Origin of the sequence: Streptomyces sp. NBC_00386, from assembly GCF_036063235.1 — a bacterium.
Classification (GTDB): Bacteria; Actinomycetota; Actinomycetes; order Streptomycetales; family Streptomycetaceae; genus Streptomyces.
This window is the reverse complement of record NZ_CP107950.1, coordinates 5,079,732-5,101,882: the sequence shown is the minus strand read 5'-3', so window position 1 is coordinate 5,101,882 and position 22,151 is coordinate 5,079,732. Positions and strand designations below refer to the sequence as shown.

Here is a 22,151-nt window from a genome sequence, read left to right as displayed (position 1 = left end):
CTGATGCACTGATGCGGGATCCGCTGTCCGCCGCGACGGACGCCTTCACGTCCTTCCTCTTCGGCAAGGTCGAGACGACCCGCCTGCCCGTGCGCACGTCCACGGGCCAGGCGCAGGCGGTCTACCTGCCCACCGCCGCACCGGGTCTCGGCGACTCGGGCGTCATCATCGGCCGCGAGGTGTACTCCGGCAAGGGCTACATCTACGACCCCTTCCAGCTCTACGGGCAGCAGCTCCCGGCCCCGCACTGGCTGGTCCTCGGCGAGTCCGGCAACGGCAAGTCGGCCCTGGAGAAGACGTACGTCCTGCGGCAGCTGCGCTTCCGCGACCGCCAGGTCGTCGTCCTCGACGCCCAGGGCGAGGACGGCGTCGGCGAATGGAACCTCATCGCGCAGGAGCTGGGGATAACTCCCATCCGGCTCGACCCGACGGCCGCCCTGGACATGGGCATCCGCCTCAACCCGCTCGACCCGACGATCACCACGACGGGCCAGCTGGCACTGCTGCGCACCATCATCGAGGTCGCGATGGGGCACAGCCTCGACGAGCGGTCCGGCTTCGCCCTGAAGGTCGCGCACGCCTACGTCAACGAGACCATCGTCGAGCGCCAGCCGGTGCTCACCGACATCGTCGAGCAGCTGCGCCACCCCGAACCGGAGTCGGCCGAGGCGATGAACGTCGCCCTGGACGACGTACGGGCGTGGGGTCTGGACGTGGCACTGGTCCTGGACCGGCTGGTCGACGGTGACCTGAGGGGCATGTTCGACGGCCCGACGACGGTCGGCATCGACCTGGACGCCCCGCTCATCGTCTTCGACCTGTCGCACATCGACCGGAACTCCATCGCCATGCCGATCCTGATGGCGATCGTCGGTGTGTGGCTGGAGCACACCTGGATCCGGCCCGACCGCAAGAAGCGCATCTTCCTGGTGGAGGAGGCGTGGCACATCATCAACAGCCCCTTCGTCGCCCAGCTCTTCCAGCGGCTGCTGAAGTTCGGGCGCCGCCTCGGCCTGTCCTTCGTGGCGGTGGTCCACCATCTGTCGGACGTCGTCGACGGAGCGGCGGCCAAGGAGGCCGCCGCGATCCTGAAGATGGCCTCGACGCGGACCATCTACGCGCAGAAGGCGGACGAGGCCCGTTCGACGGGCCGGGTCCTCGGCCTGCCCCGCTGGGCGGTCGAGATCATCCCGACGCTGACCCCGGGCATCGCGGTCTGGGACGTCAACGGCAACGTCCAGGTGGTCAAGCACCTCATCACCGAGACGGAACGCCCGCTGGTCTTCACCGACCGCGCGATGACGCAGTCGTCCGCCGACCTCATCTCCGACGACGCGATGCGCGCCGCCGAACTGGAGGCCGAGGAACGGGCGGCCGCCTTCATGGAGCAACACCTCAGCGATCTCGACGGCTCCACCGAGTCCACGGTCGCGTGAGATGAGCCAGTACCCCGACCGGCACGACGACCGCCACGCCCCCCGGCCCGAGGGGGCGGGCGGCATCCCGGACGGCCTGCTGATCGGGGTGCTGGGCTTCCTCCTCGGCATGACCCTGATGGTGTGGTCGGCGACAGGCCTCGCGGGATGGTTCTCCCACGGCGCCTGGCCGGACGCGATCACCTTCACCCGTACTCCCCTGGCCATGCGTCACCTGATCGGCGAGCCGCACGACATCGCCGGCGCCTGGCCCGACACCCCGGCCTCCCAGTTGTCGGGCTACGGCCTCTTCTGGGGCCTGTTCATCGGCCAGTTGATGGTGCTGCTGGTCCTCGCCGTGTTCGTGATGGGGACGGTGGCGCGGTGGCGGGCGGGACGAGCGCGAAGACGAGCGCAGGCCAGGGCGGCCGAGGAGTTCGCGGACACCCGTGATCCGGTGGTGCCACCGGCCAGGACGGAACAGCGGCCTCTGCCGGCAGGGCCCCTGGAGACGGCCCACAGGACGGCCGAGGGCGATCGAGCGGGCACCCCGCCACGGGAGCGGCCGGCCGAGCAGCCGGCCCAGCAGGGAAATGGCCAACCGGCCCAGCAAGGGAACGGCCAATTGGTCTCGCAGGCACAAGCGCAGGGACTCGCGGCCGCGCAGGCACAAGCGCAGGGGCAGGTGACCACGCAGGCACACGGAACCGGAAGCGGCTGGGACGCCGTCGCCTCCGAGGCCGCACCGGCCCGTCCCGCCACGACATCCCTTCCCGTCACGGCACCCCAGCGGCAGCCCGCGTGGACTTCCCCGCACGCGGTGGTCCTCGCCTCTGCGGAGACCCGCCACCCCACCGCGGCCCAGGCCGTACGCGACGCCGAGGGCCCGGCCCTCGTCATCACCTCCGACCCCCGCACCTGGTCGGAGACCAAGGACGCCCGCGCCAAACTGGGACCGGTCCTCCTCTACGACCCGGCCCACCTCTGCGACACCCCGGCCCGGCTGCACTGGTCCCCCGCGACAGGCTGCGAGGACAAGGAGACAGCGGCGGCCAGAGCGGTCGCCCTCCTCGCCCCGGTGCGCCCCTCCGCCAAGGCGGACCAGGCGATGGCCGATGTCGCGGAGACACTCATGCGCAGCTATCTGCACGCCGCCGCTGTGGAGGGCAAGGCCTTCCGCCACGTCCACCGCTGGGCCCAGGGCTCACAGGTGCAGGACGCCGTACGAGCCCTGCGCACGAACCCGAGGGCCGCGTCCGGCGCCGCGGGCGAGCTGGAGGCCGCGCTCGTCTCGCACCCCGAACGCCGGGACATCGCACAGGAGCTGACGGCGCGGGCGCTGTCGGCGCTCGCCACGGTCAACATCCGAGAATCCTGCACTCCGAACCGAAATGACAGCCTCGCCTTGGATTCCTTCGTCAACGAAGGGGGCACGCTTTATCTGATCGGTGAACCCATCGAGGACCCCAAGGCCGGCCCCGGTGCCATGCCTCTGCTGACGGCCCTCGCCTCAAGCGTGGTCGAGCGTGGCCGGCGCATGGCCGAACGGTCATCCTCCGGTCGGCTCGACCCACCACTCACTCTCGTCCTGGACGACATCGCGGCCGTGGCCCCGCTCCCCCAGCTCCCCGATCTCCTGGCCACGGGCCCGGCTCGCGGCCTGCCGACGCTGGCTCTCCTCCGCTCCCGCGAACAACTCCGCTCGCGCTGGCCTCAGTACGAGCTTCCGGTCTGACCCGGCTACCGACCTGCCGCGGATGCCGCTCGGACCCAGATGCGGACCTGCCCTGACGCCGACCTGACGCGGATACGGACCTGACCTGACAGCGACCTGACTCAATCCGGGCCTGACCAGATACCGGCCTGACGCCCGCGGGCCGCCCTACCCCCGGGTGATGACGAACTCGAGCTCCAGCTCGCCGGTGTCACCCGGCATCGGCGTCGTCTCCCCGGTCGGCAGGAAACCCGCCTTCCGGTAGAACGCCTCGGCCCGGCCGTTCTTCTCGTGCACGAACAGCCGCACGCGCTCGAGCCCGGCCTTCCAGGACCACGCGAGAGCGGCGTCGAAGAGCCCCCGGGTCACCCCGGCCCGGCTCCCCCGGTACTCGGGCCGTACGTACACCCCCACCAGATGTCCCTGGCTCAGCTCGGGCACCTCCCCGAACACGTCCGACACCCCGGCCTCCTCGACCAGCACGGTCACGGACCCGGCCCAGACCCCGTCCTCGCCCACGGCCACGATCTGCTGCCGCCCGGTGGCATCGACGGCCGCCCCGGACGCCCGCTCCTGCCAGAAGCCGTCCGGCTTGGACACCGCGTCCTCGTAGGTCTCCAGGAACGCGAGGTGCGCGACGGGGTCCCGCAGGGCATCGAGCCTGAGCTCCTTCACCTGCCGCCACTCATCGGAACGTATGGAACGGATCACGAAGGGATGGGAGTTCATGCCGTCACCGTAGTACGCGTGTACGGCCGGGCTCATCTGATATCCACCCTGCCGATCAGCGCCGGCCACGCCACCGTCATGCTCTTCCCTGTACGGCATTGTGAGCCGACCGATCCGATCACGCGCAAGCTCGCCAGGGAGAACACCGCATGGCCAAAGTCCAACTAGAGGAACTCCGCAACGTCATCCACCCCACGGGCAAGTTGGACAGCCGGGCGGAGCACTGGGCCGGACGCCTCTACATGAGATCCCTCTCCCTGCGTGTGACCCGCCATCTCGTCGACACCCGTATCTCGCCGAACCAGATCACCGTGATCATGGTCTTCGCGGGGATGCTCTCCGGAGTCGCCCTGATCCTGCCGGGTCTCGGTGGCGCCGTTCTCTCCGTCGTCTTCATGCAGTTGTATCTGCTGCTCGACTGTGTGGACGGCGAAGTGGCCCGCTGGCGACGCCAGTTCAGCCCGCTCGGGGTCTACCTGGACCGCCTCGGCGCCTACCTCGCCGATGCAGCCGTGATGGTGGGCATGGGTATCCGCGCCGCCCAACTCGGCCTCGACCTCTACCTGGTGGCCGGTCTGGTCGCGGCGATCGGCGTCCTGCTCCTGAAGTCGTCCTCCGACCTCGTGCACGTGGCCCGCTCGGACAGCGGCATGGAGAAGGCGACCGACGCTTCCGTCGTCCCGCGCTCCAGCGGTCTCGCGCAGGTCCGCCGGCTGGCCTCGGCCGTGGGTCTCCACCGCCTGGTCAACGGCATCGAGTGCACCATCCTGCTGCTCGTCACCGCGGTCGTCGACCTGGCGCTCGGCGACCTGACGGCCACGCGGATCGCGACCGTCGCCGTGACGGCGATCGTGTGGCTGCTCGTGCCGGCGCACATCGTCTCGATCGTCGCGTCGTCCCGCCTGAAGTGAAGTAACCGCAAAGCAGCCGCATCACGAGAAACGAGAAAGGGGCGGTCTCCTCAGGAGACCGCCCCTTTCACACGCACGAGAAATACCCTCACGAGAAACAGTCTTGCGGGAAATACCCCTTGGAACGCAGAAAACCCCCGGACCGGTGTCCCCGGTCCGGGGGTTTTCTTCAAAATTTGTTCGGCGGCGTCCTACTCTCCCACAGGGTCCCCCCTGCAGTACCATCGGCGCTGTGAGGCTTAGCTTCCGGGTTCGGAATGTAACCGGGCGTTTCCCTCACGCTATGACCACCGAAACACTATGAAACTGTCAACCAGACCACGCTCTGTGACAAACGTGGGGTTGTTCGTGGTTTCAGAACCAACACAGTGGACGCGAGCAACTGAGGACAAGCCCTCGGCCTATTAGTACCAGTCACCTCCACCCGTTGCCGGGCTTCCAGATCTGGCCTATCAACCCAGTCGTCTACTGGGAGCCTTAACCCCTCAAGGGGGTGGGAATACTCATCTCGAAGCAGGCTTCCCGCTTAGATGCTTTCAGCGGTTATCCCTCCCGAACGTAGCCAACCAGCCATGCCCTTGGCAGGACAACTGGCACACCAGAGGTTCGTCCGTCCCGGTCCTCTCGTACTAGGGACAGCCCTTCTCAATATTCCTACGCGCGCAGCGGATAGGGACCGAACTGTCTCACGACGTTCTAAACCCAGCTCGCGTACCGCTTTAATGGGCGAACAGCCCAACCCTTGGGACCGACTCCAGCCCCAGGATGCGACGAGCCGACATCGAGGTGCCAAACCATCCCGTCGATATGGACTCTTGGGGAAGATCAGCCTGTTATCCCCGGGGTACCTTTTATCCGTTGAGCGACGGCGCTTCCACAAGCCACCGCCGGATCACTAGTCCCGACTTTCGTCCCTGCTCGACCCGTCGGTCTCACAGTCAAGCTCCCTTGTGCACTTACACTCAACACCTGATTGCCAACCAGGCTGAGGGAACCTTTGGGCGCCTCCGTTACTCTTTAGGAGGCAACCGCCCCAGTTAAACTACCCATCAGACACTGTCCCTGATCCGGATCACGGACCCAGGTTAGACATCCAGCACGACCAGACTGGTATTTCAACGACGACTCCACCTGAACTGGCGTCCAAGCTTCACAGTCTCCCAGCTATCCTACACAAGCCGAACCGAACACCAATATCAAACTGTAGTAAAGGTCCCGGGGTCTTTCCGTCCTGCTGCGCGAAACGAGCATCTTTACTCGTAGTGCAATTTCACCGGGCCTATGGTTGAGACAGTCGAGAAGTCGTTACGCCATTCGTGCAGGTCGGAACTTACCCGACAAGGAATTTCGCTACCTTAGGATGGTTATAGTTACCACCGCCGTTTACTGGCGCTTAAGTTCTCAGCTTCGCCACCCCGAAGAGTGACTAACCGGTCCCCTTAACGTTCCAGCACCGGGCAGGCGTCAGTCCGTATACATCGCCTTACGGCTTCGCACGGACCTGTGTTTTTAGTAAACAGTCGCTTCTCGCTGGTCTCTGCGGCCACCCCCAGCTCATGGAGTAAATCCAATCACCGGTGATGGCCCCCCTTCTCCCGAAGTTACGGGGGCATTTTGCCGAGTTCCTTAACCATAGTTCACCCGAACGCCTCGGTATTCTCTACCTGACCACCTGAGTCGGTTTAGGGTACGGGCCGCCATGAAACTCGCTAGAGGCTTTTCTCGACAGCATAGGATCATCCACTTCACCACAATCGGCTCGGCATCAGGTCTCAGCCTTAATGTGTGACGGATTTGCCTATCACACGGCCTACACCCTTACCCCGGGACAACCACCGCCCGGGATGGACTACCTTCCTGCGTCACCCCATCACTCACCTACTACAGGTCTGGTCCGTCGGCTCCACCACTCCCCTTTGCCCGAAGGCTCCGGGGCGGCTTCACGGACTTAGCATCGCCTGGTTCGATGTTTGACGCTTCACAGCGGGTACCGGAATATCAACCGGTTATCCATCGACTACGCCTGTCGGCCTCGCCTTAGGTCCCGACTTACCCTGGGCAGATCAGCTTGACCCAGGAACCCTTAGTCAATCGGCGCACACGTTTCTCACGTGTGTATCGCTACTCATGCCTGCATTCTCACTCGTGAACCGTCCACCACTGCCTTCCGGCGCGGCTTCACCCGGCACACGACGCTCCCCTACCCATCACAGCGGGCGTTGGCCCTATTGCTGCAATGACACGACTTCGGCGGTACGCTTGAGCCCCGCTACATTGTCGGCGCGGAATCACTAGACCAGTGAGCTATTACGCACTCTTTCAAGGGTGGCTGCTTCTAAGCCAACCTCCTGGTTGTCTGTGCGACTCCACATCCTTTCCCACTTAGCGTACGCTTAGGGGCCTTAGTCGATGCTCTGGGCTGTTTCCCTCTCGACCATGGAGCTTATCCCCCACAGTCTCACTGCCGCGCTCTCACTTACCGGCATTCGGAGTTTGGCTAAGGTCAGTAACCCGGTAGGGCCCATCGCCTATCCAGTGCTCTACCTCCGGCAAGAAACACACGACGCTGCACCTAAATGCATTTCGGGGAGAACCAGCTATCACGGAGTTTGATTGGCCTTTCACCCCTAACCACAGGTCATCCCCCAGGTTTTCAACCCTGGTGGGTTCGGTCCTCCACGACCTCTTACAGCCGCTTCAACCTGCCCATGGCTAGATCACTCCGCTTCGGGTCTTGAGCGCGCTACTGAATCGCCCTATTCGGACTCGCTTTCGCTACGGCTTCCCCACACGGGTTAACCTCGCAACGCACCGCAAACTCGCAGGCTCATTCTTCAAAAGGCACGCAGTCACGACGCATTGAGTAAACTCAATGCGCGACGCTCCCACGGCTTGTAGGCACACGGTTTCAGGTACTATTTCACTCCGCTCCCGCGGTACTTTTCACCATTCCCTCACGGTACTATCCGCTATCGGTCACCAGGGAATATTTAGGCTTAGCGGGTGGTCCCGCCAGATTCACACGGGATTTCTCGGGCCCCGTGCTACTTGGGTGTCTCTCAAACGAGCCGTTGATGTTTCGACTACGGGGGTCTTACCCTCTACGCCGGACCTTTCGCATGTCCTTCGCCTACATCAACGGTTTCTGACTCGTCTCACAGCCGGCAGACTGTGAAAGAGAGATCCCACAACCCCCCAAGCGCAACCCCTGCCGGGTCTCACACGCTTGAGGTTTGGCCTCATCCGGTTTCGCTCGCCACTACTCCCGGAATCACGGTTGTTTTCTCTTCCTGCGGGTACTGAGATGTTTCACTTCCCCGCGTTCCCTCCACATACCCTATGTGTTCAGGTATGGGTGACAGCCCATGACGACTGCCGGGTTTCCCCATTCGGAAACCCCCGGATCAAAGCCTGGTTGACGGCTCCCCGGGGACTATCGTGGCCTCCCACGTCCTTCATCGGTTCCTGGTGCCAAGGCATCCACCGTGCGCCCTTAAAAACTTGGCCACAGATGCTCGCGTCCACTGTGCAGTTCTCAAACAACGACCAACCACCCATCACCCCGAACCAGTAGTTCGAGTGCACTGGGGCCGGCACTGAAGGCAGCCTTTCGGCCGTACCTTCAGACACCCAACAGCGTGCCCGACACCCTCGCCACTCATGATCAGCTTTCCACGCTCCGAAGAGCAGTACTGGCAGCCCGAGATGACTGAGAGTGCCGAATAATCAACGTTCCACCCATGAGCAACCAGCATCGGACATTCGCCGATGTACTGGCCTCTGACCTCACCCCGAAGAGTTCGGTAAGAAGTGCTCCTTAGAAAGGAGGTGATCCAGCCGCACCTTCCGGTACGGCTACCTTGTTACGACTTCGTCCCAATCGCCAGTCCCACCTTCGACAGCTCCCTCCCACAAGGGGTTGGGCCACCGGCTTCGGGTGTTACCGACTTTCGTGACGTGACGGGCGGTGTGTACAAGGCCCGGGAACGTATTCACCGCAGCAATGCTGATCTGCGATTACTAGCAACTCCGACTTCATGGGGTCGAGTTGCAGACCCCAATCCGAACTGAGACAGGCTTTTTGAGATTCGCTCCGCCTCACGGCTTCGCAGCTCTTTGTACCTGCCATTGTAGCACGTGTGCAGCCCAAGACATAAGGGGCATGATGACTTGACGTCGTCCCCACCTTCCTCCGAGTTGACCCCGGCAGTCTCCTGTGAGTCCCCATCACCCCGAAGGGCATGCTGGCAACACAGAACAAGGGTTGCGCTCGTTGCGGGACTTAACCCAACATCTCACGACACGAGCTGACGACAGCCATGCACCACCTGTACACCGACCACAAGGGGGGCACTATCTCTAATGCTTTCCGGTGTATGTCAAGCCTTGGTAAGGTTCTTCGCGTTGCGTCGAATTAAGCCACATGCTCCGCTGCTTGTGCGGGCCCCCGTCAATTCCTTTGAGTTTTAGCCTTGCGGCCGTACTCCCCAGGCGGGGAACTTAATGCGTTAGCTGCGGCACCGACGACGTGGAATGTCGCCAACACCTAGTTCCCACCGTTTACGGCGTGGACTACCAGGGTATCTAATCCTGTTCGCTCCCCACGCTTTCGCTCCTCAGCGTCAGTAATGGCCCAGAGATCCGCCTTCGCCACCGGTGTTCCTCCTGATATCTGCGCATTTCACCGCTACACCAGGAATTCCGATCTCCCCTACCACACTCTAGCTAGCCCGTATCGAATGCAGACCCGGGGTTAAGCCCCGGGCTTTCACACCCGACGTGACAAGCCGCCTACGAGCTCTTTACGCCCAATAATTCCGGACAACGCTTGCGCCCTACGTATTACCGCGGCTGCTGGCACGTAGTTAGCCGGCGCTTCTTCTGCAGGTACCGTCACTCTCGCTTCTTCCCTGCTGAAAGAGGTTTACAACCCGAAGGCCGTCATCCCTCACGCGGCGTCGCTGCATCAGGCTTTCGCCCATTGTGCAATATTCCCCACTGCTGCCTCCCGTAGGAGTCTGGGCCGTGTCTCAGTCCCAGTGTGGCCGGTCGCCCTCTCAGGCCGGCTACCCGTCGTCGCCTTGGTGAGCCACTACCTCACCAACAAGCTGATAGGCCGCGGGCTCATCCTTCACCGCCGGAGCTTTTAACCCCCACCCATGCAGGCAGGAGTGTTATCCGGTATTAGACCCCGTTTCCAGGGCTTGTCCCAGAGTGAAGGGCAGATTGCCCACGTGTTACTCACCCGTTCGCCACTAATCCACCCCGAAAGGCTTCATCGTTCGACTTGCATGTGTTAAGCACGCCGCCAGCGTTCGTCCTGAGCCAGGATCAAACTCTCCGTGAATGTTTACCGGTAATCCGGTGGAACATCACGAGAGCGGAACCAAGGGGAGGAATAATCCCCCGGTTCACAGCGTCCTCGCTGATGCGCCTACCCCGAGGGGCAGGACTTTTTCAAAGGAACCTCGTCCCGGCCGAACGGCCGGAGACGGGGTATCAACAAATCTGGCGTTGATTTTTGGCACGCTGTTGAGTTCTCAAGGAACGGACGCTTCCTTTGTACTCACCCTCTCGGGCTTTCCTCCGGGCGCTTCCCTTCGATCTTGCGTTTCCGACTCTATCAGATCCTTTCGGGCCTGATTCCCAGTCAGCGGGGTTTGTCTTCCCGGCCGTTGGGCCGTTCCGACGTCTCAAACTTTAGCGGATCTTCCCGGCAGTTCCTAATCGGGCCGCCGGGTCCCAATCGAATTGAATTCGGACACGCCGAATTTGCCCCGGTTGGGAGATCGTGCTGGTGGTTTGATTGCCGCATCAGCGACGGAGGCGCCGTCGCGGAACCGTTCCGGCTCCGTGACAACTCGGAGAACTTTACGGATCCGCCGGGACGGTGTCAACCTCCCCTGTCAAGATCTTTTAGGGCGGCCCCGGGCACCGCTCCCGGTAGCTACGGGAAGAACCGGTCGGCGTCCCTCCACCACGGGGACGCCGCCGATGCGCACCTCGAACCGGTCCAGGTGGGCCTGTGCGGCACCACAGCTGAGGGTCAAGCTGTGTCAGGGTCGGTGCCGATGGCGCCGGCCGAGCAAAGCGAACGCCCGAGGTCTCCGGTGAGGATGCGGGGGTGTCGACGCCACCACCAGAGCTCGGGTCCGGGCAATCCGTGGAACTGGTCGAGTGCTTGGCCGTCGTCATCGACAGTCGCGGCCTTGTACCGGTCGTCCAGAGCTTTGATCTGCGGAGTCCAGATCTGGACGATGTGTTCATCCAGCAGGAGCCACGCCTCGTGCAGCCAGTTTCGGCAGTAGAGGTCGTTGGTGTACTCGTAGATGTCGTAGCCGTAGCCGCGCTCGATGCCGCTCACCAGGGCGGCCCACGCGTTCACTCGTTCAGCGACCGTGAAAGCCGTTCGCCAGCCGCGCTGGTGCAACAGCTCTCCCACCTGGGTGTCAGTAGCCACGGGCGTGAGGCTCTCACGCCAAATCCGTCCGGGCGACCGGGATATGCCTCGGCAGAGGTTGCGGGCCCTGGAACGTGATCGAGGTGCCACGATCTCACCGTGGCTGATGTGATCACGGCGTCGGAACCCTCCTGGAGATCTCAGAGCTCTAACGCGTCAGGTCCTCCTCGGTGAGTCCGTGGTTTCCCCAGCGGTTCCAGAGCGTGTGATGCCAGACGTCGGCGTCGGGGCCCGGGCGTGTCACTGACGGCAGAGGGCCTGGGCTGGTCTCGATCAGGTGCAGCAGCGACCAGGCGACGCCGTAGCAGTCGTCGGGGCCGAAGCAGGCAGCCAGGGCGTGCGCCTCGTCGGGTGTGACGGGCGCGGAGATGGCTTCGAGTTGTCTGTATCGCAGGTCGACGATCTCCTCCTCGTCGGTGTCCCAGTCGGGGAGGGGGCCGTCGGCGACGAAAGCCTGAACTTCGGGTCTCATCCGTGAATGCTCGACTGCTGTGTACGCTCTGCGCAAGGTACGTAGCCTCAGGTCAGGCGACGGCCGTGTCGGCCCGGAAGGCCTCGCGAAGTCGCTCGGTGTCAGCTGCGAGACCCCGCTGCGACCGGCCTGACCGGCCCTCTTGAGCGCGCCCTGCAACTGTGTGCGGGACAGCCGAGCCGCCTTCCCCGATGTCAGGGCCGGCTTGAGGAGCTCGTGAGCCTCGGGCAGGCAGAGGCCGTTCTTCCAGGGTTCGACGGCCACGAGAGCGGCAGGGTGGTACTCGCGCAGCAGAGATCGGAGCTGGTTGTCGATCTGGTGGCGGGTCCAGGTTGCGTCCTGCTGAGCGCGCGCGAGGACGGCGCCGACGCGGGCCAGGCCGCATTCCTGGGGAAGGGGCCGGTGGGCGTGCGTATCGGTCCGCGGCACGTCGGTCAGGACCAGGGCGTCGCCCAGGTCGGACTTCTTGCGCGAGACGGAGTGACGGTCGCGGCATCGGTCGGCGGCCATCGGATCGATCGCGAACACCTGCCGCTTACCGGTCCGCTACCCCGCTACCCCGCTACCCCGCTACCTGCAAGATCCACCTCACGGGTGAAGGCGGATGCCGGCCGATGGCCTTCCTGGTCACGCCCGGCCAGTGGGGCGACGCACCCCAGATGATCGAGGTTCTCAAACACATCCGCGTTCCCCGCCCCAGGACAGTCATCCGCGTACCCGGCCGGACCACCTGGGTGGCGACAAGACACCCCATGCAGCTATCGGGTCAAGCAGCAGCTGCTGGCGGTGTCCGTGAGATGACGGTGAAGGCGATCGTTTCGTCGAACTTCTGGCGGGTCGTCAAGCAGTGATGCAGTTGGCCGAGCATGCGGTTGAACAGGCGTCGGAGGGCTGCGTGGTAGCGATCACCGGTGTCTCTTCGGCGGTTGTAGTGGGCATGGGCCCCGGGTGAGGCGGTGAGGGCGGCGAACGCCCAGTGCCGTCCGGTCGCTGCCAGGCGGCTGTTCTTGATCCGCCGATGGCTGACGCGTCTGCTTTTGCCGGATTCACGGGTCACCGGAGCGCTTCCGGCATAAGCCTTGAGGTCCCGGCCCGTCGCGAACCTGGTGCGGTCGTCACCTATCTCAGCGAGCATCCGGGCGCCAGTGAGCACGGAAAGGCCGGGGAAACTTGTGATGATCTCCGCGTCGGGATGCTGAAGAAAGAGTTCCTCGGTGTCACGAGCGAGGTCCTCGCAGGCCCGGCATGCCGCGTCGAGCTGGGCGAGCAGTGCGAGTGTCTGACGCCCCATCGCCGTTTCCACCAGAGCCGGTTGGCGAAGCCGTGTCTCGCGGAGCACTCCGAGGAGTCGGTCGGTCTCGGTATCGATCCGACGCTGGCGGCCGGCCCTTGTGACGGCGGCTCTCAGTCGGCTGCGGGTGAGGCGGGCAGCCTCCGCCGGAGTCGGCGCAACCGCCAGGATCGCGCGGGCCTCTCGGGCAAGCAGACGCTCGCGTTTGTCCGCAAACGCCTCAAGGATCGCCGGGTAGTACTCACGGAGATGAGATCGGAGCCGATTGTGGGCTCGCGTGCGGTCCCAGACCGCGTCCTGCTGAGCTCGAGCCAGAACGGCAATCGCCCTGGCCAGATCGGAGTCGTTCGGCAGCGCCCGATGCTGCTCGGCGTCGGTCCGCAGGATGTTCGCCAGGACCAGGGCGTCGTGGTGGTCGGACTTTTTGCGGGAGACGACATGGCGGTCGCGATAGCGGGCCACAGCCATCGGATTGATGGCGTAGACCCGGCGGCCGGAAGCCCGCAGGCAGGCCACCAGGAGTCCGCGGGAGGTCTCGATCGCGATCGGGATCGGATCGTCCGGGCTGTCGCCGTGCTCGGCGAGCAACTGCAGCAGGTCCTGGAAGCCGGCCGTGTCGTCACTGATCCTGAGCTTGCCGAGCAGTCGGGCGTCGGAGTCGACCACCGCCACGTCGTGGTGGTCCTCCGCCCAGTCGATTCCGCAGGTCACGTGCAACGTGCGCTCCTCTCGAGCCTTCGCTGTCCCTCGGCTTCGAGCCGAGACGGGACCACCCGGCCACCTAATAGAAGCGCTCGCCGGCGCACCACCCCATCAGCCGTCCGTGGCCCCAGCTGAGCCCAGGGGCCTCGCTCTTGTGGAGAGCTCCACGGCTCCGGCTGATCGGGAGGTGGCCCTGGGAACGGCTCGAACCACGGCACGGTACGCCGACCGAATTCGAATCGGCAGAGGCTGGGTCTGCGTCCCTCTTGTCGAAGCGCTCCAGGCGCTGCATACAGACCAGACGTCGCACCCAGCCCCTGCCAGGACTGGCTCAACGGCCAACCCACAGCGCCTATTAGGCATACAGCTCACGCCGCAACCGGCGCTATCTGCGGAGGCGCCAGATCAAGACACCATTCCCGAGCCGAAGAACCAGCGGGCCAACCGCAAGCGGCGCGGCAGTGGTTCCGGCCGTGATTCGCCGGCACGCTTCAGACGCCTGAGGGATCGGTGTGATCCCGGCTTCGGCCAAGCGGTAGCAGCTGGCTGAGGACAATCAGGAGCAGCCCAGCAAGGAAGAGCGCGTTCCCACCGAAGAAGCGGGCCTCCCAGGAATCACTCGGCAGGACTCGAAAGTAGAAGAAGCCCTACAGAACGAGGGAGCTGCCCGTGAGTAAGGCACCGAGACCGTGAAGTCGGGGCCTGGTGACGTGGCGGCGCGCCGTGGGCACGATCCACCCTGTCCGAAGCGTGACGATTCCCAATGCGATCGCCAGCAGTCCCAAGAAGGCTCCCGCTCCTACTACCCATGCCATGGCGCCGCTCCGCTCCGCCCCGTGAAAGGACCGGAACGCGAGTAACGTCCGGGCCCGAAGACGCCGACATTGTCGCTGGACCCGGTGGTGCCTGACGATGCCGGGGTCAGGCAAATTCCGTCCGGCTCCGGCTCAGCTGCTGTCTGTGCCCGATGTGCTCAAGATCCGCCGGACAGTGCCTGGCGGCAACAGGCTGCCCGCGATGGATATCGGGTGTACCCGCCTGGGGTTCGGCCGTGCAGGTTGCTCAGCAGGCCGTCGTGCTGGCGGGTACGAGTTCGGTGCTCTGCCGGTGTCGGGTGATGCACCGGGCGGCGCGGTCGAAGATCAGGCCGGCGACGGCCAGGTGGATCTCGCCGCGGTCCTCGCGTCGTCCGGTGTACCGCTGGAGGGGCCGCCACTGCCGATGCTCGGCGTTAGCATCCTCGACGCAGATCCGGCGGGCATCCTGTACGTCCTCTGCAACGACATTGCCTGACAACTGCTGCCGCTGCAGCTGGGGTTCGGCTCCGGACAGACCTGCTGGCGCCGTCTGGAGCGGTGGCAGCAGGCCGGGTCTTCGACCGGCCGCACCGCATTCTGCTCGCCGAGCTGAATGCGGCCGGCGAGCTCGACTGGTCCCGCGCGTGTGGACGGCTCCCACATCCGCGCGAAAGGGGGGAGCCGACACCGGTCCGTCACCGGTCGACCGGCGGAAGACGGGCAGCAAGCACCACCTGATCTGCGACGGCCGCGGCACCCCGCTCAAAGCCATCACCACCGCTGCCGACGTCAACGACGTCACCCAGACCCTCGCCCTGGTCGACGGCATCCCGCCCGTGGCCGGGCGTCCCGGCCGGCCACACCGCCGCCCCGATTCGCTGCCCGGCGACAAGGGCTACGACTCCAACCCCCACCGCGAGGAGCTGCGCAAGCGCCGGATCCTGCCGGTCATCTCCCGCAAGGGCGTCCCGAACATCAAGGGCCTGGGCAAACTCCGCTACGTCGTGGAGCAGGCCTTCGCCCTGCTCCACCAGTTCAAGCGCCTCGCCGTCCGCTGGGAACGCCGCACCGAACTCCACGACGCCTTCGTCTCATTGGCCTGCGGTCTCATCTGCTGGCGACGGCTTCGGAGGCCCAAGAACGACTGACCGGTGTCAGGGCAGGCCAGGCCCCAGCGGGCTGCTTCAGAGCGTTGGTACTCTCCGCACCAAGGGCGAGGCGGGGGAGATGATCGTGGGAGCAGCGCCGTCGAGTCCTCCGAGCCGCTGGTTCAGCGGAATCGGCTTTGGTGTCCTCTTCGGCGGGCTGACCGCAGTGGTGACCATTGCTGCGGTCGGGAGGGCATGGGCTGCTTGTGACATCGGCAGCAGCGCAGGAGCCAACGGCATGACTTTGCTGTTTCTTACGCCTCTTATATGGATCGCCGCTGCGGTTCCGTGGGTGATCCTGCACAGCACCATCGGGAGACGTCATCGCAGGACAGCCCTGATCGCAGGGCTCATCTTCACCTTGTGGTTCACCTGGTTCCTTGTCACATGGATCGGGATGCCGGACTCCTACCCCGCCCCGTTCTGCCCGGGCAACATCCCACCCTGGTGGCCGAGCTTCATCCCGGCATGACTCCGGCATGGCTTGTGAACGGCCTTGGCACCGGCAGCGCCAACCCACTCAGCAGCGCCCCCGACCAACCGCTTCACGCCAGCAAGATCGTGTTACGAGCTCTAAGCAGAGCAAGCGGCTGCACGAATACGGCGGGCTGCTCTGCAAGCCGTAGTCGGCGTCGGGGTTCAGCCGCCGACCCGCTCCACCGGAATCCACACTTCGGCGTCTGCGTGCGTACCGTCCTCGGACACCCGAGTGCGCGAGAGCGACGGACCCGGCCGGCTCCGGTACGGGTTCGACGGGAACCACTGCGTGTACACGTCTCGCCAGAGGTACTGCACCGCCAGCGGGAACTGGCCCGAGGACTCGAACACCGCCCACGTCCCCGGCTCGACGTCGAGGCTGTCCGAAGCACCGGGCACCTCCGCGTCGCTCACCACCCCTTGGAAGTAGTCGATCTCGGTGCCCTCCGCGTCGTCCGCCGAGTGGTTGCTGACAGCGGCCACGACACCGCCGGGCTCCCCGTCCGTGCACTCCTCCCAGCGCCCCAGCGTCTCCTTGCCGATGCTCTTGACGAACTCCACGATGGCCGGGTTCATCCCCTCGTAGACCAGCGGGACCTGTGTCCCCCTGCCCACGAGCCTGAACCCGTCCTTCTCCACTACCCGGTACCGCATGCTTGTGCTCCCTTCCACGATCAGCCGGAAGGACATCCGCGGCTGGGATTGCAGCGCCGCTCCTGTCCGCCGCGCCTCGCCGGGACCGACCCCGTGCACGGCGCGAAAGGCACGCGCGAACGCCTCGCCCGAGCTGTACCCGTACCGCACCGCGACATCGAGCAACGTCCGCTCCCCGGCGAGCACTTCGGCCCCGGAGAGCGTCAGTCGCCTGCGGCGGATGTACTCGGAGAGCGGGATGCCCGCCAGCGCGGAGAACATCCGCCGGAAGTGGTACTCCGACGTCATGGCGATACGGGCCAGCTCGGCCGCGTCGATGGGCTCATCGAGGTGGTCCTCGATGTAGTCCATGGCCTCATTCAGCCGCTCCAGCACTCCTGGCCGTCCTTCCCTTACTGATCTCCACGCTAGGGAAGTCCCACTGTGCCGGACCCGACATCCTGTGCCCGGTGCGGTCGGGTCAGCTCGTCGCCTGCGTCTCCCGCATGTCCTGATCACGCAGCGCCAGATGGCCGAGGTGTGCAACTTGGCCAGCAACTGGCCGCTGTCTTCGACCAGGCCGAGCATCGGGCACCACCGCTCCGGGTACAGGGCTCAAGCCCCAGACGCGTGTACGCCCCTCAAGGGCTGTCGCTATCACCGGATCAGGACGGCTCCGGCGCCGGGATCATCGCACCGTAGGCTCCCCTGGCAGCAGGCCTCCCCGCCTCAGTGGAACTCGTGGACCACCTGGATCCCGCCGACAATGTGGGCGTTGAAGTCGTCCAGTTCCTCGGCCGGAACCCAGAGCTCGAGGATCGTCTGCCCGCCTGCCTGCTGGATGGGGTACCGGCTCAAGAACTCCGACTCGACCTCGAAACGAGTGACGAAGCCGGCGCCATCGTGCTTCACGTTCCAGTCCCGCGCGATCCTTACCGCGTAGTCCTCGTTGAGGACCGGATAGAAGATCGGCTGCTCAGGCAGTCGGGGCGGCCAGGCACGCCAGTTCAGCTCCCGAACCAGATCCAGCTCCTTGGGGCCGGTGGGGCGCCACAGGGTCGTCGTGGATTGCTGGTTAGTCATCTGCATCGCTCTCTGGACGTAGGCCACCGGTACAGCGGGTCGGAAGAGCCGGACGATACCGGCACCGCCACCGCAGCAGCTCCGCAGCTCCCGTGCCCTGGCCATCTCAGTGCCCAGCACTTACGGGACGACCCTTCAGCCAGACCGCGGCTGAGATCTGCCGGCGTGGGACGATCGGCCGATGACTCGGCTCGTGGATCGTGACCGCTCTCTGGAAGATCTTGAGCACGACCATTGGCCGGCCCCGCCGGCTGACTCAAGTCGCCTGGTTTCGACGGCGCATGCCCTTCGGCGTCGGCCGATCGGCGGACTGACCGTCGAGGACTTGCGTCTGTTGATCGGGCAGGACGTGGGGCTCGCTCATCTTCTGCCGCTCGCCCTGAAGGTGCTGCGGGACGACCCGATGGCCGAAGGTGACATGTACGAGGGCGATCTGCTGTCCGCCGTTCTCACCAGAAGTCCAGTCGTCTGGGAGGAACGGCCCGAGCTCGCCCGGGAACTGGCCACGATCGTCTCGGAGTTGGCCGACCTGCCGCCGTCCTTGATGCAGGCGACGGCAAGGTTCCTGGCTCGGTAGTCGGTACTGCCGGTTGAATCCGTCGTACATCGCACCCTGCCGGCGCCGTTGTTCCGGCAGCAACGTCCGCTCCGCCACCGAGTGCACCGCACTCGCATCGCACGCCACCGATTCACCGGCTCGCACAGCTCCCACCGTTCGAGAGCGTGGCACGATGGACGGCATGACGACGAACCGAAAGGTCCGTGCCGCGTAGACGGGCCGGCTCGTCGTAAACGGGCGTCGATCCGCCATTGTTCGGATAGGTCCTGAACGCAGAAAACCCCCGGACCGGTGTCCCCGGTCCGGGGGTTTTCTTCAAAATTTGTTCGGCGGCGTCCTACTCTCCCACAGGGTCCCCCCTGCAGTACCATCGGCGCTGTGAGGCTTAGCTTCCGGGTTCGGAATGTAACCGGGCGTTTCCCTCACGCTATGACCACCGAAACACTATGAAACTGTCAACCAGACCACGCTCTGTGACAAACGTGGGGTTGTTCGTGGTTTCAGAACCAACACAGTGGACGCGAGCAACTGAGGACAAGCCCTCGGCCTATTAGTACCAGTCACCTCCACCCGTTGCCGGGCTTCCAGATCTGGCCTATCAACCCAGTCGTCTACTGGGAGCCTTAACCCCTCAAGGGGGTGGGAATACTCATCTCGAAGCAGGCTTCCCGCTTAGATGCTTTCAGCGGTTATCCCTCCCGAACGTAGCCAACCAGCCATGCCCTTGGCAGGACAACTGGCACACCAGAGGTTCGTCCGTCCCGGTCCTCTCGTACTAGGGACAGCCCTTCTCAATATTCCTACGCGCGCAGCGGATAGGGACCGAACTGTCTCACGACGTTCTAAACCCAGCTCGCGTACCGCTTTAATGGGCGAACAGCCCAACCCTTGGGACCGACTCCAGCCCCAGGATGCGACGAGCCGACATCGAGGTGCCAAACCATCCCGTCGATATGGACTCTTGGGGAAGATCAGCCTGTTATCCCCGGGGTACCTTTTATCCGTTGAGCGACGGCGCTTCCACAAGCCACCGCCGGATCACTAGTCCCGACTTTCGTCCCTGCTCGACCCGTCGGTCTCACAGTCAAGCTCCCTTGTGCACTTACACTCAACACCTGATTGCCAACCAGGCTGAGGGAACCTTTGGGCGCCTCCGTTACTCTTTAGGAGGCAACCGCCCCAGTTAAACTACCCATCAGACACTGTCCCTGATCCGGATCACGGACCCAGGTTAGACATCCAGCACGACCAGACTGGTATTTCAACGACGACTCCACCTGAACTGGCGTCCAAGCTTCACAGTCTCCCAGCTATCCTACACAAGCCGAACCGAACACCAATATCAAACTGTAGTAAAGGTCCCGGGGTCTTTCCGTCCTGCTGCGCGAAACGAGCATCTTTACTCGTAGTGCAATTTCACCGGGCCTATGGTTGAGACAGTCGAGAAGTCGTTACGCCATTCGTGCAGGTCGGAACTTACCCGACAAGGAATTTCGCTACCTTAGGATGGTTATAGTTACCACCGCCGTTTACTGGCGCTTAAGTTCTCAGCTTCGCCACCCCGAAGAGTGACTAACCGGTCCCCTTAACGTTCCAGCACCGGGCAGGCGTCAGTCCGTATACATCGCCTTACGGCTTCGCACGGACCTGTGTTTTTAGTAAACAGTCGCTTCTCGCTGGTCTCTGCGGCCACCCCCAGCTCATGGAGTAAATCCAATCACCGGTGATGGCCCCCTTCTCCCGAAGTTACGGGGGCATTTTGCCGAGTTCCTTAACCATAGTTCACCCGAACGCCTCGGTATTCTCTACCTGACCACCTGAGTCGGTTTAGGGTACGGGCCGCCATGAAACTCGCTAGAGGCTTTTCTCGACAGCATAGGATCATCCACTTCACCACAATCGGCTCGGCATCAGGTCTCAGCCTTAATGTGTGACGGATTTGCCTATCACACGGCCTACACCCTTACCCCGGGACAACCACCGCCCGGGATGGACTACCTTCCTGCGTCACCCCATCACTCACCTACTACAGGTCTGGTCCGTCGGCTCCACCACTCCCCTTTGCCCGAAGGCTCCGGGGCGGCTTCACGGACTTAGCATCGCCTGGTTCGATGTTTGACGCTTCACAGCGGGTACCGGAATATCAACCGGTTATCCATCGACTACGCCTGTCGGCCTCGCCTTAGGTCCCGACTTACCCTGGGCAGATCAGCTTGACCCAGGAACCCTTAGTCAATCGGCGCACACGTTTCTCACGTGTGTATCGCTACTCATGCCTGCATTCTCACTCGTGAACCGTCCACCACTGCCTTCCGGCGCGGCTTCACCCGGCACACGACGCTCCCCTACCCATCACAGCGGGCGTTGGCCCTATTGCTGCAATGACACGACTTCGGCGGTACGCTTGAGCCCCGCTACATTGTCGGCGCGGAATCACTAGACCAGTGAGCTATTACGCACTCTTTCAAGGGTGGCTGCTTCTAAGCCAACCTCCTGGTTGTCTGTGCGACTCCACATCCTTTCCCACTTAGCGTACGCTTAGGGGCCTTAGTCGATGCTCTGGGCTGTTTCCCTCTCGACCATGGAGCTTATCCCCCACAGTCTCACTGCCGCGCTCTCACTTACCGGCATTCGGAGTTTGGCTAAGGTCAGTAACCCGGTAGGGCCCATCGCCTATCCAGTGCTCTACCTCCGGCAAGAAACACACGACGCTGCACCTAAATGCATTTCGGGGAGAACCAGCTATCACGGAGTTTGATTGGCCTTTCACCCCTAACCACAGGTCATCCCCCAGGTTTTCAACCCTGGTGGGTTCGGTCCTCCACGACCTCTTACAGCCGCTTCAACCTGCCCATGGCTAGATCACTCCGCTTCGGGTCTTGAGCGCGCTACTGAATCGCCCTATTCGGACTCGCTTTCGCTACGGCTTCCCCACACGGGTTAACCTCGCAACGCACCGCAAACTCGCAGGCTCATTCTTCAAAAGGCACGCAGTCACGACGCACTGAGTAAACTCAATGCGCGACGCTCCCACGGCTTGTAGGCACACGGTTTCAGGTACTATTTCACTCCGCTCCCGCGGTACTTTTCACCATTCCCTCACGGTACTATCCGCTATCGGTCACCAGGGAATATTTAGGCTTAGCGGGTGGTCCCGCCAGATTCACACGGGATTTCTCGGGCCCCGTGCTACTTGGGTGTCTCTCAAACGAGCCGTTGATGTTTCGACTACGGGGGTCTTACCCTCTACGCCGGACCTTTCGCATGTCCTTCGCCTACATCAACGGTTTCTGACTCGTCTCACAGCCGGCAGACTGTGAAAGAGAGATCCCACAACCCCCAAGCGCAACCCCTGCCGGGTCTCACACGCTTGAGGTTTGGCCTCATCCGGTTTCGCTCGCCACTACTCCCGGAATCACGGTTGTTTTCTCTTCCTGCGGGTACTGAGATGTTTCACTTCCCCGCGTTCCCTCCACATACCCTATGTGTTCAGGTATGGGTGACAGCCCATGACGACTGCCGGGTTTCCCCATTCGGAAACCCCCGGATCAAAGCCTGGTTGACGGCTCCCCGGGGACTATCGTGGCCTCCCACGTCCTTCATCGGTTCCTGGTGCCAAGGCATCCACCGTGCGCCCTTAAAAACTTGGCCACAGATGCTCGCGTCCACTGTGCAGTTCTCAAACAACGACCAACCACCCGTCACACACCACTTACGCGATGCTTCACCGGGGCCGGCACTGAAGGCAGCCACATGGGCC

General features: G+C 63.7%; 13 protein-coding genes, 5 rRNA genes and 3 pseudogenes. 9 read left to right on the top strand and 12 right to left on the bottom strand.

Translation table 11 applies throughout. The annotated features are described in order from the left end of the window. Positions 1-11: 11 nt before the first annotated feature. On the top strand, positions 12-1,436 hold the full coding sequence (locus OG780_RS22470) for an ATP-binding protein (protein WP_328450852.1): 1,425 nt from the start codon (positions 12-14) through the stop codon (positions 1,434-1,436). A 1-nt stretch (position 1,437) separates the two neighbouring features. Next, positions 1,438-3,150 carry a type IV secretory system conjugative DNA transfer family protein gene (locus tag OG780_RS22465; protein WP_328450850.1) on the top strand — a complete coding sequence of 571 codons (1,713 nt, stop codon included), beginning with the start codon at positions 1,438-1,440 and terminating at the stop codon, positions 3,148-3,150. 147 nt (positions 3,151-3,297) lie between these two features. On the opposite strand, the gene OG780_RS22460 is transcribed toward OG780_RS22465, so the two are convergent. Continuing rightward, the gene (locus OG780_RS22460; RefSeq protein ID WP_328450848.1) at positions 3,298-3,858 is read right to left on the bottom strand and encodes a GNAT family N-acetyltransferase; all 561 of its coding nucleotides are present in this window, start codon (positions 3,856-3,858) and stop codon (positions 3,298-3,300) included. 149 nt (positions 3,859-4,007) lie between these two features. On the opposite strand from OG780_RS22460, the gene OG780_RS22455 reads away from it, so the two are divergent. Further along, the gene (locus OG780_RS22455) at positions 4,008-4,769 is read left to right on the top strand and encodes a CDP-alcohol phosphatidyltransferase family protein (protein ID WP_328450846.1); all 762 of its coding nucleotides are present in this window, start codon (positions 4,008-4,010) and stop codon (positions 4,767-4,769) included. Positions 4,770-4,947: 178 nt separating this feature from the next. Here OG780_RS22455 and rrf (OG780_RS22450) read toward each other — a convergent pair. The 6 genes and pseudogenes from rrf (OG780_RS22450) to OG780_RS44660 all read right to left on the bottom strand — a co-directional run. Continuing rightward, positions 4,948-5,064: ribosomal RNA gene (rrf, locus tag OG780_RS22450) — 5S ribosomal RNA — on the bottom strand. 89 nt (positions 5,065-5,153) lie between these two features. Next, positions 5,154-8,276 (bottom strand): 23S ribosomal RNA (locus tag OG780_RS22445). Between the two features lie 314 nt (positions 8,277-8,590). Beyond that, positions 8,591-10,116 (bottom strand): 16S ribosomal RNA (locus OG780_RS22440). The 16S, 23S and 5S rRNA genes sit together here, the layout of an rRNA operon. Before the next feature lie 699 nt (positions 10,117-10,815). Beyond that, on the bottom strand, positions 10,816-11,229 hold the full coding sequence (locus OG780_RS22435; protein WP_328450844.1) for a hypothetical protein: 414 nt from the start codon (positions 11,227-11,229) through the stop codon (positions 10,816-10,818). A 148-nt stretch (positions 11,230-11,377) separates the two neighbouring features. Further along, the gene (locus OG780_RS44665) at positions 11,378-11,701 is read right to left on the bottom strand and encodes a hypothetical protein (protein WP_443062193.1); all 324 of its coding nucleotides are present in this window, start codon (positions 11,699-11,701) and stop codon (positions 11,378-11,380) included. 61 nt (positions 11,702-11,762) lie between these two features. Next, positions 11,763-12,247, bottom strand: a pseudogene (locus OG780_RS44660) (IS110 family transposase); the annotation flags it as partial. A 26-nt stretch (positions 12,248-12,273) separates the two neighbouring features. Between OG780_RS44660 and OG780_RS22425 the strand changes: the two are divergent. Further along, positions 12,274-12,446, top strand: a pseudogene (locus OG780_RS22425) (IS5/IS1182 family transposase); the annotation flags it as partial. Between the two features lie 21 nt (positions 12,447-12,467). On the opposite strand, the gene OG780_RS22420 reads toward OG780_RS22425, so the two are convergent. After that, positions 12,468-13,709, bottom strand: coding sequence for an IS110 family transposase (locus OG780_RS22420; RefSeq protein WP_328444927.1), 1,242 nt, complete (start codon positions 13,707-13,709; stop codon positions 12,468-12,470). Between the two features lie 344 nt (positions 13,710-14,053). Here OG780_RS22420 and OG780_RS22415 point away from each other — a divergent pair. The 4 genes and pseudogenes from OG780_RS22415 to OG780_RS22395 all read left to right on the top strand — a co-directional run. Next, positions 14,054-14,169: pseudogene (locus tag OG780_RS22415) on the top strand (IS5/IS1182 family transposase); the annotation flags it as partial. A gap of 485 nt (positions 14,170-14,654) precedes the next feature. After that, the gene (locus OG780_RS22410; protein ID WP_328450840.1) at positions 14,655-14,987 is read left to right on the top strand and encodes a hypothetical protein; all 333 of its coding nucleotides are present in this window, start codon (positions 14,655-14,657) and stop codon (positions 14,985-14,987) included. A 148-nt stretch (positions 14,988-15,135) separates the two neighbouring features. Further along, the gene (locus tag OG780_RS22400) at positions 15,136-15,639 is read left to right on the top strand and encodes an IS5 family transposase (RefSeq protein WP_328450838.1); all 504 of its coding nucleotides are present in this window, start codon (positions 15,136-15,138) and stop codon (positions 15,637-15,639) included. A gap of 85 nt (positions 15,640-15,724) precedes the next feature. After that, positions 15,725-16,111, top strand: a complete 387-nt coding sequence (locus OG780_RS22395) for a hypothetical protein (protein ID WP_328450836.1) — start codon at positions 15,725-15,727, stop codon at positions 16,109-16,111. A gap of 167 nt (positions 16,112-16,278) precedes the next feature. On the opposite strand, the gene OG780_RS22390 is transcribed toward OG780_RS22395, so the two are convergent. Next, positions 16,279-17,145 (bottom strand): AraC family transcriptional regulator, encoded by an 867-nt coding sequence (locus tag OG780_RS22390; RefSeq protein WP_328450834.1) that lies wholly within the window; start codon positions 17,143-17,145, stop codon positions 16,279-16,281. 333 nt (positions 17,146-17,478) lie between these two features. Beyond that, positions 17,479-17,832: a hypothetical protein gene (locus OG780_RS22385; RefSeq protein ID WP_328450832.1), complete on the bottom strand. Its 354-nt coding sequence runs from the start codon at positions 17,830-17,832 to the stop codon at positions 17,479-17,481. A 181-nt stretch (positions 17,833-18,013) separates the two neighbouring features. On the opposite strand from OG780_RS22385, the gene OG780_RS22380 reads away from it, so the two are divergent. Beyond that, positions 18,014-18,409: a contact-dependent growth inhibition system immunity protein gene (locus tag OG780_RS22380; protein WP_328450830.1), complete on the top strand. Its 396-nt coding sequence runs from the start codon at positions 18,014-18,016 to the stop codon at positions 18,407-18,409. A gap of 306 nt (positions 18,410-18,715) precedes the next feature. On the opposite strand, the gene rrf (OG780_RS22375) is transcribed toward OG780_RS22380, so the two are convergent. Together rrf (OG780_RS22375) and OG780_RS22370 are read right to left on the bottom strand one after the other, a co-directional pair. After that, a 5S ribosomal RNA gene (gene rrf / locus OG780_RS22375) occupies positions 18,716-18,832 on the bottom strand. A gap of 89 nt (positions 18,833-18,921) precedes the next feature. Then, a 23S ribosomal RNA gene (locus tag OG780_RS22370) occupies positions 18,922-22,042 on the bottom strand. Positions 22,043-22,151: the final 109 nt, after the last annotated feature.

Bases quoted from the DNA above. Each gene is read 5' to 3' on its own strand.
- OG780_RS22460 (WP_328450848.1), bottom strand. From the start codon at position 3,858: ATGAACTCCCATCCCTTCGTGATCCGTTCCATACGTTCCGATGAGTGG.
- OG780_RS22380 (WP_328450830.1), top strand. From the start codon at position 18,014: ATGACTCGGCTCGTGGATCGTGACCGCTCTCTGGAAGATCTTGAGCAC.
- OG780_RS22465 (WP_328450850.1), top strand. From the start codon at position 1,438: ATGAGCCAGTACCCCGACCGGCACGACGACCGCCACGCCCCCCGGCCC.
- OG780_RS22385 (WP_328450832.1), bottom strand. From the start codon at position 17,832: ATGACTAACCAGCAATCCACGACGACCCTGTGGCGCCCCACCGGCCCC.
- OG780_RS44665 (WP_443062193.1), bottom strand. From the start codon at position 11,701: ATGAGACCCGAAGTTCAGGCTTTCGTCGCCGACGGCCCCCTCCCCGAC.
- OG780_RS22455 (WP_328450846.1), top strand. From the start codon at position 4,008: ATGGCCAAAGTCCAACTAGAGGAACTCCGCAACGTCATCCACCCCACG.
- OG780_RS22470 (WP_328450852.1), top strand. From the start codon at position 12: ATGCGGGATCCGCTGTCCGCCGCGACGGACGCCTTCACGTCCTTCCTC.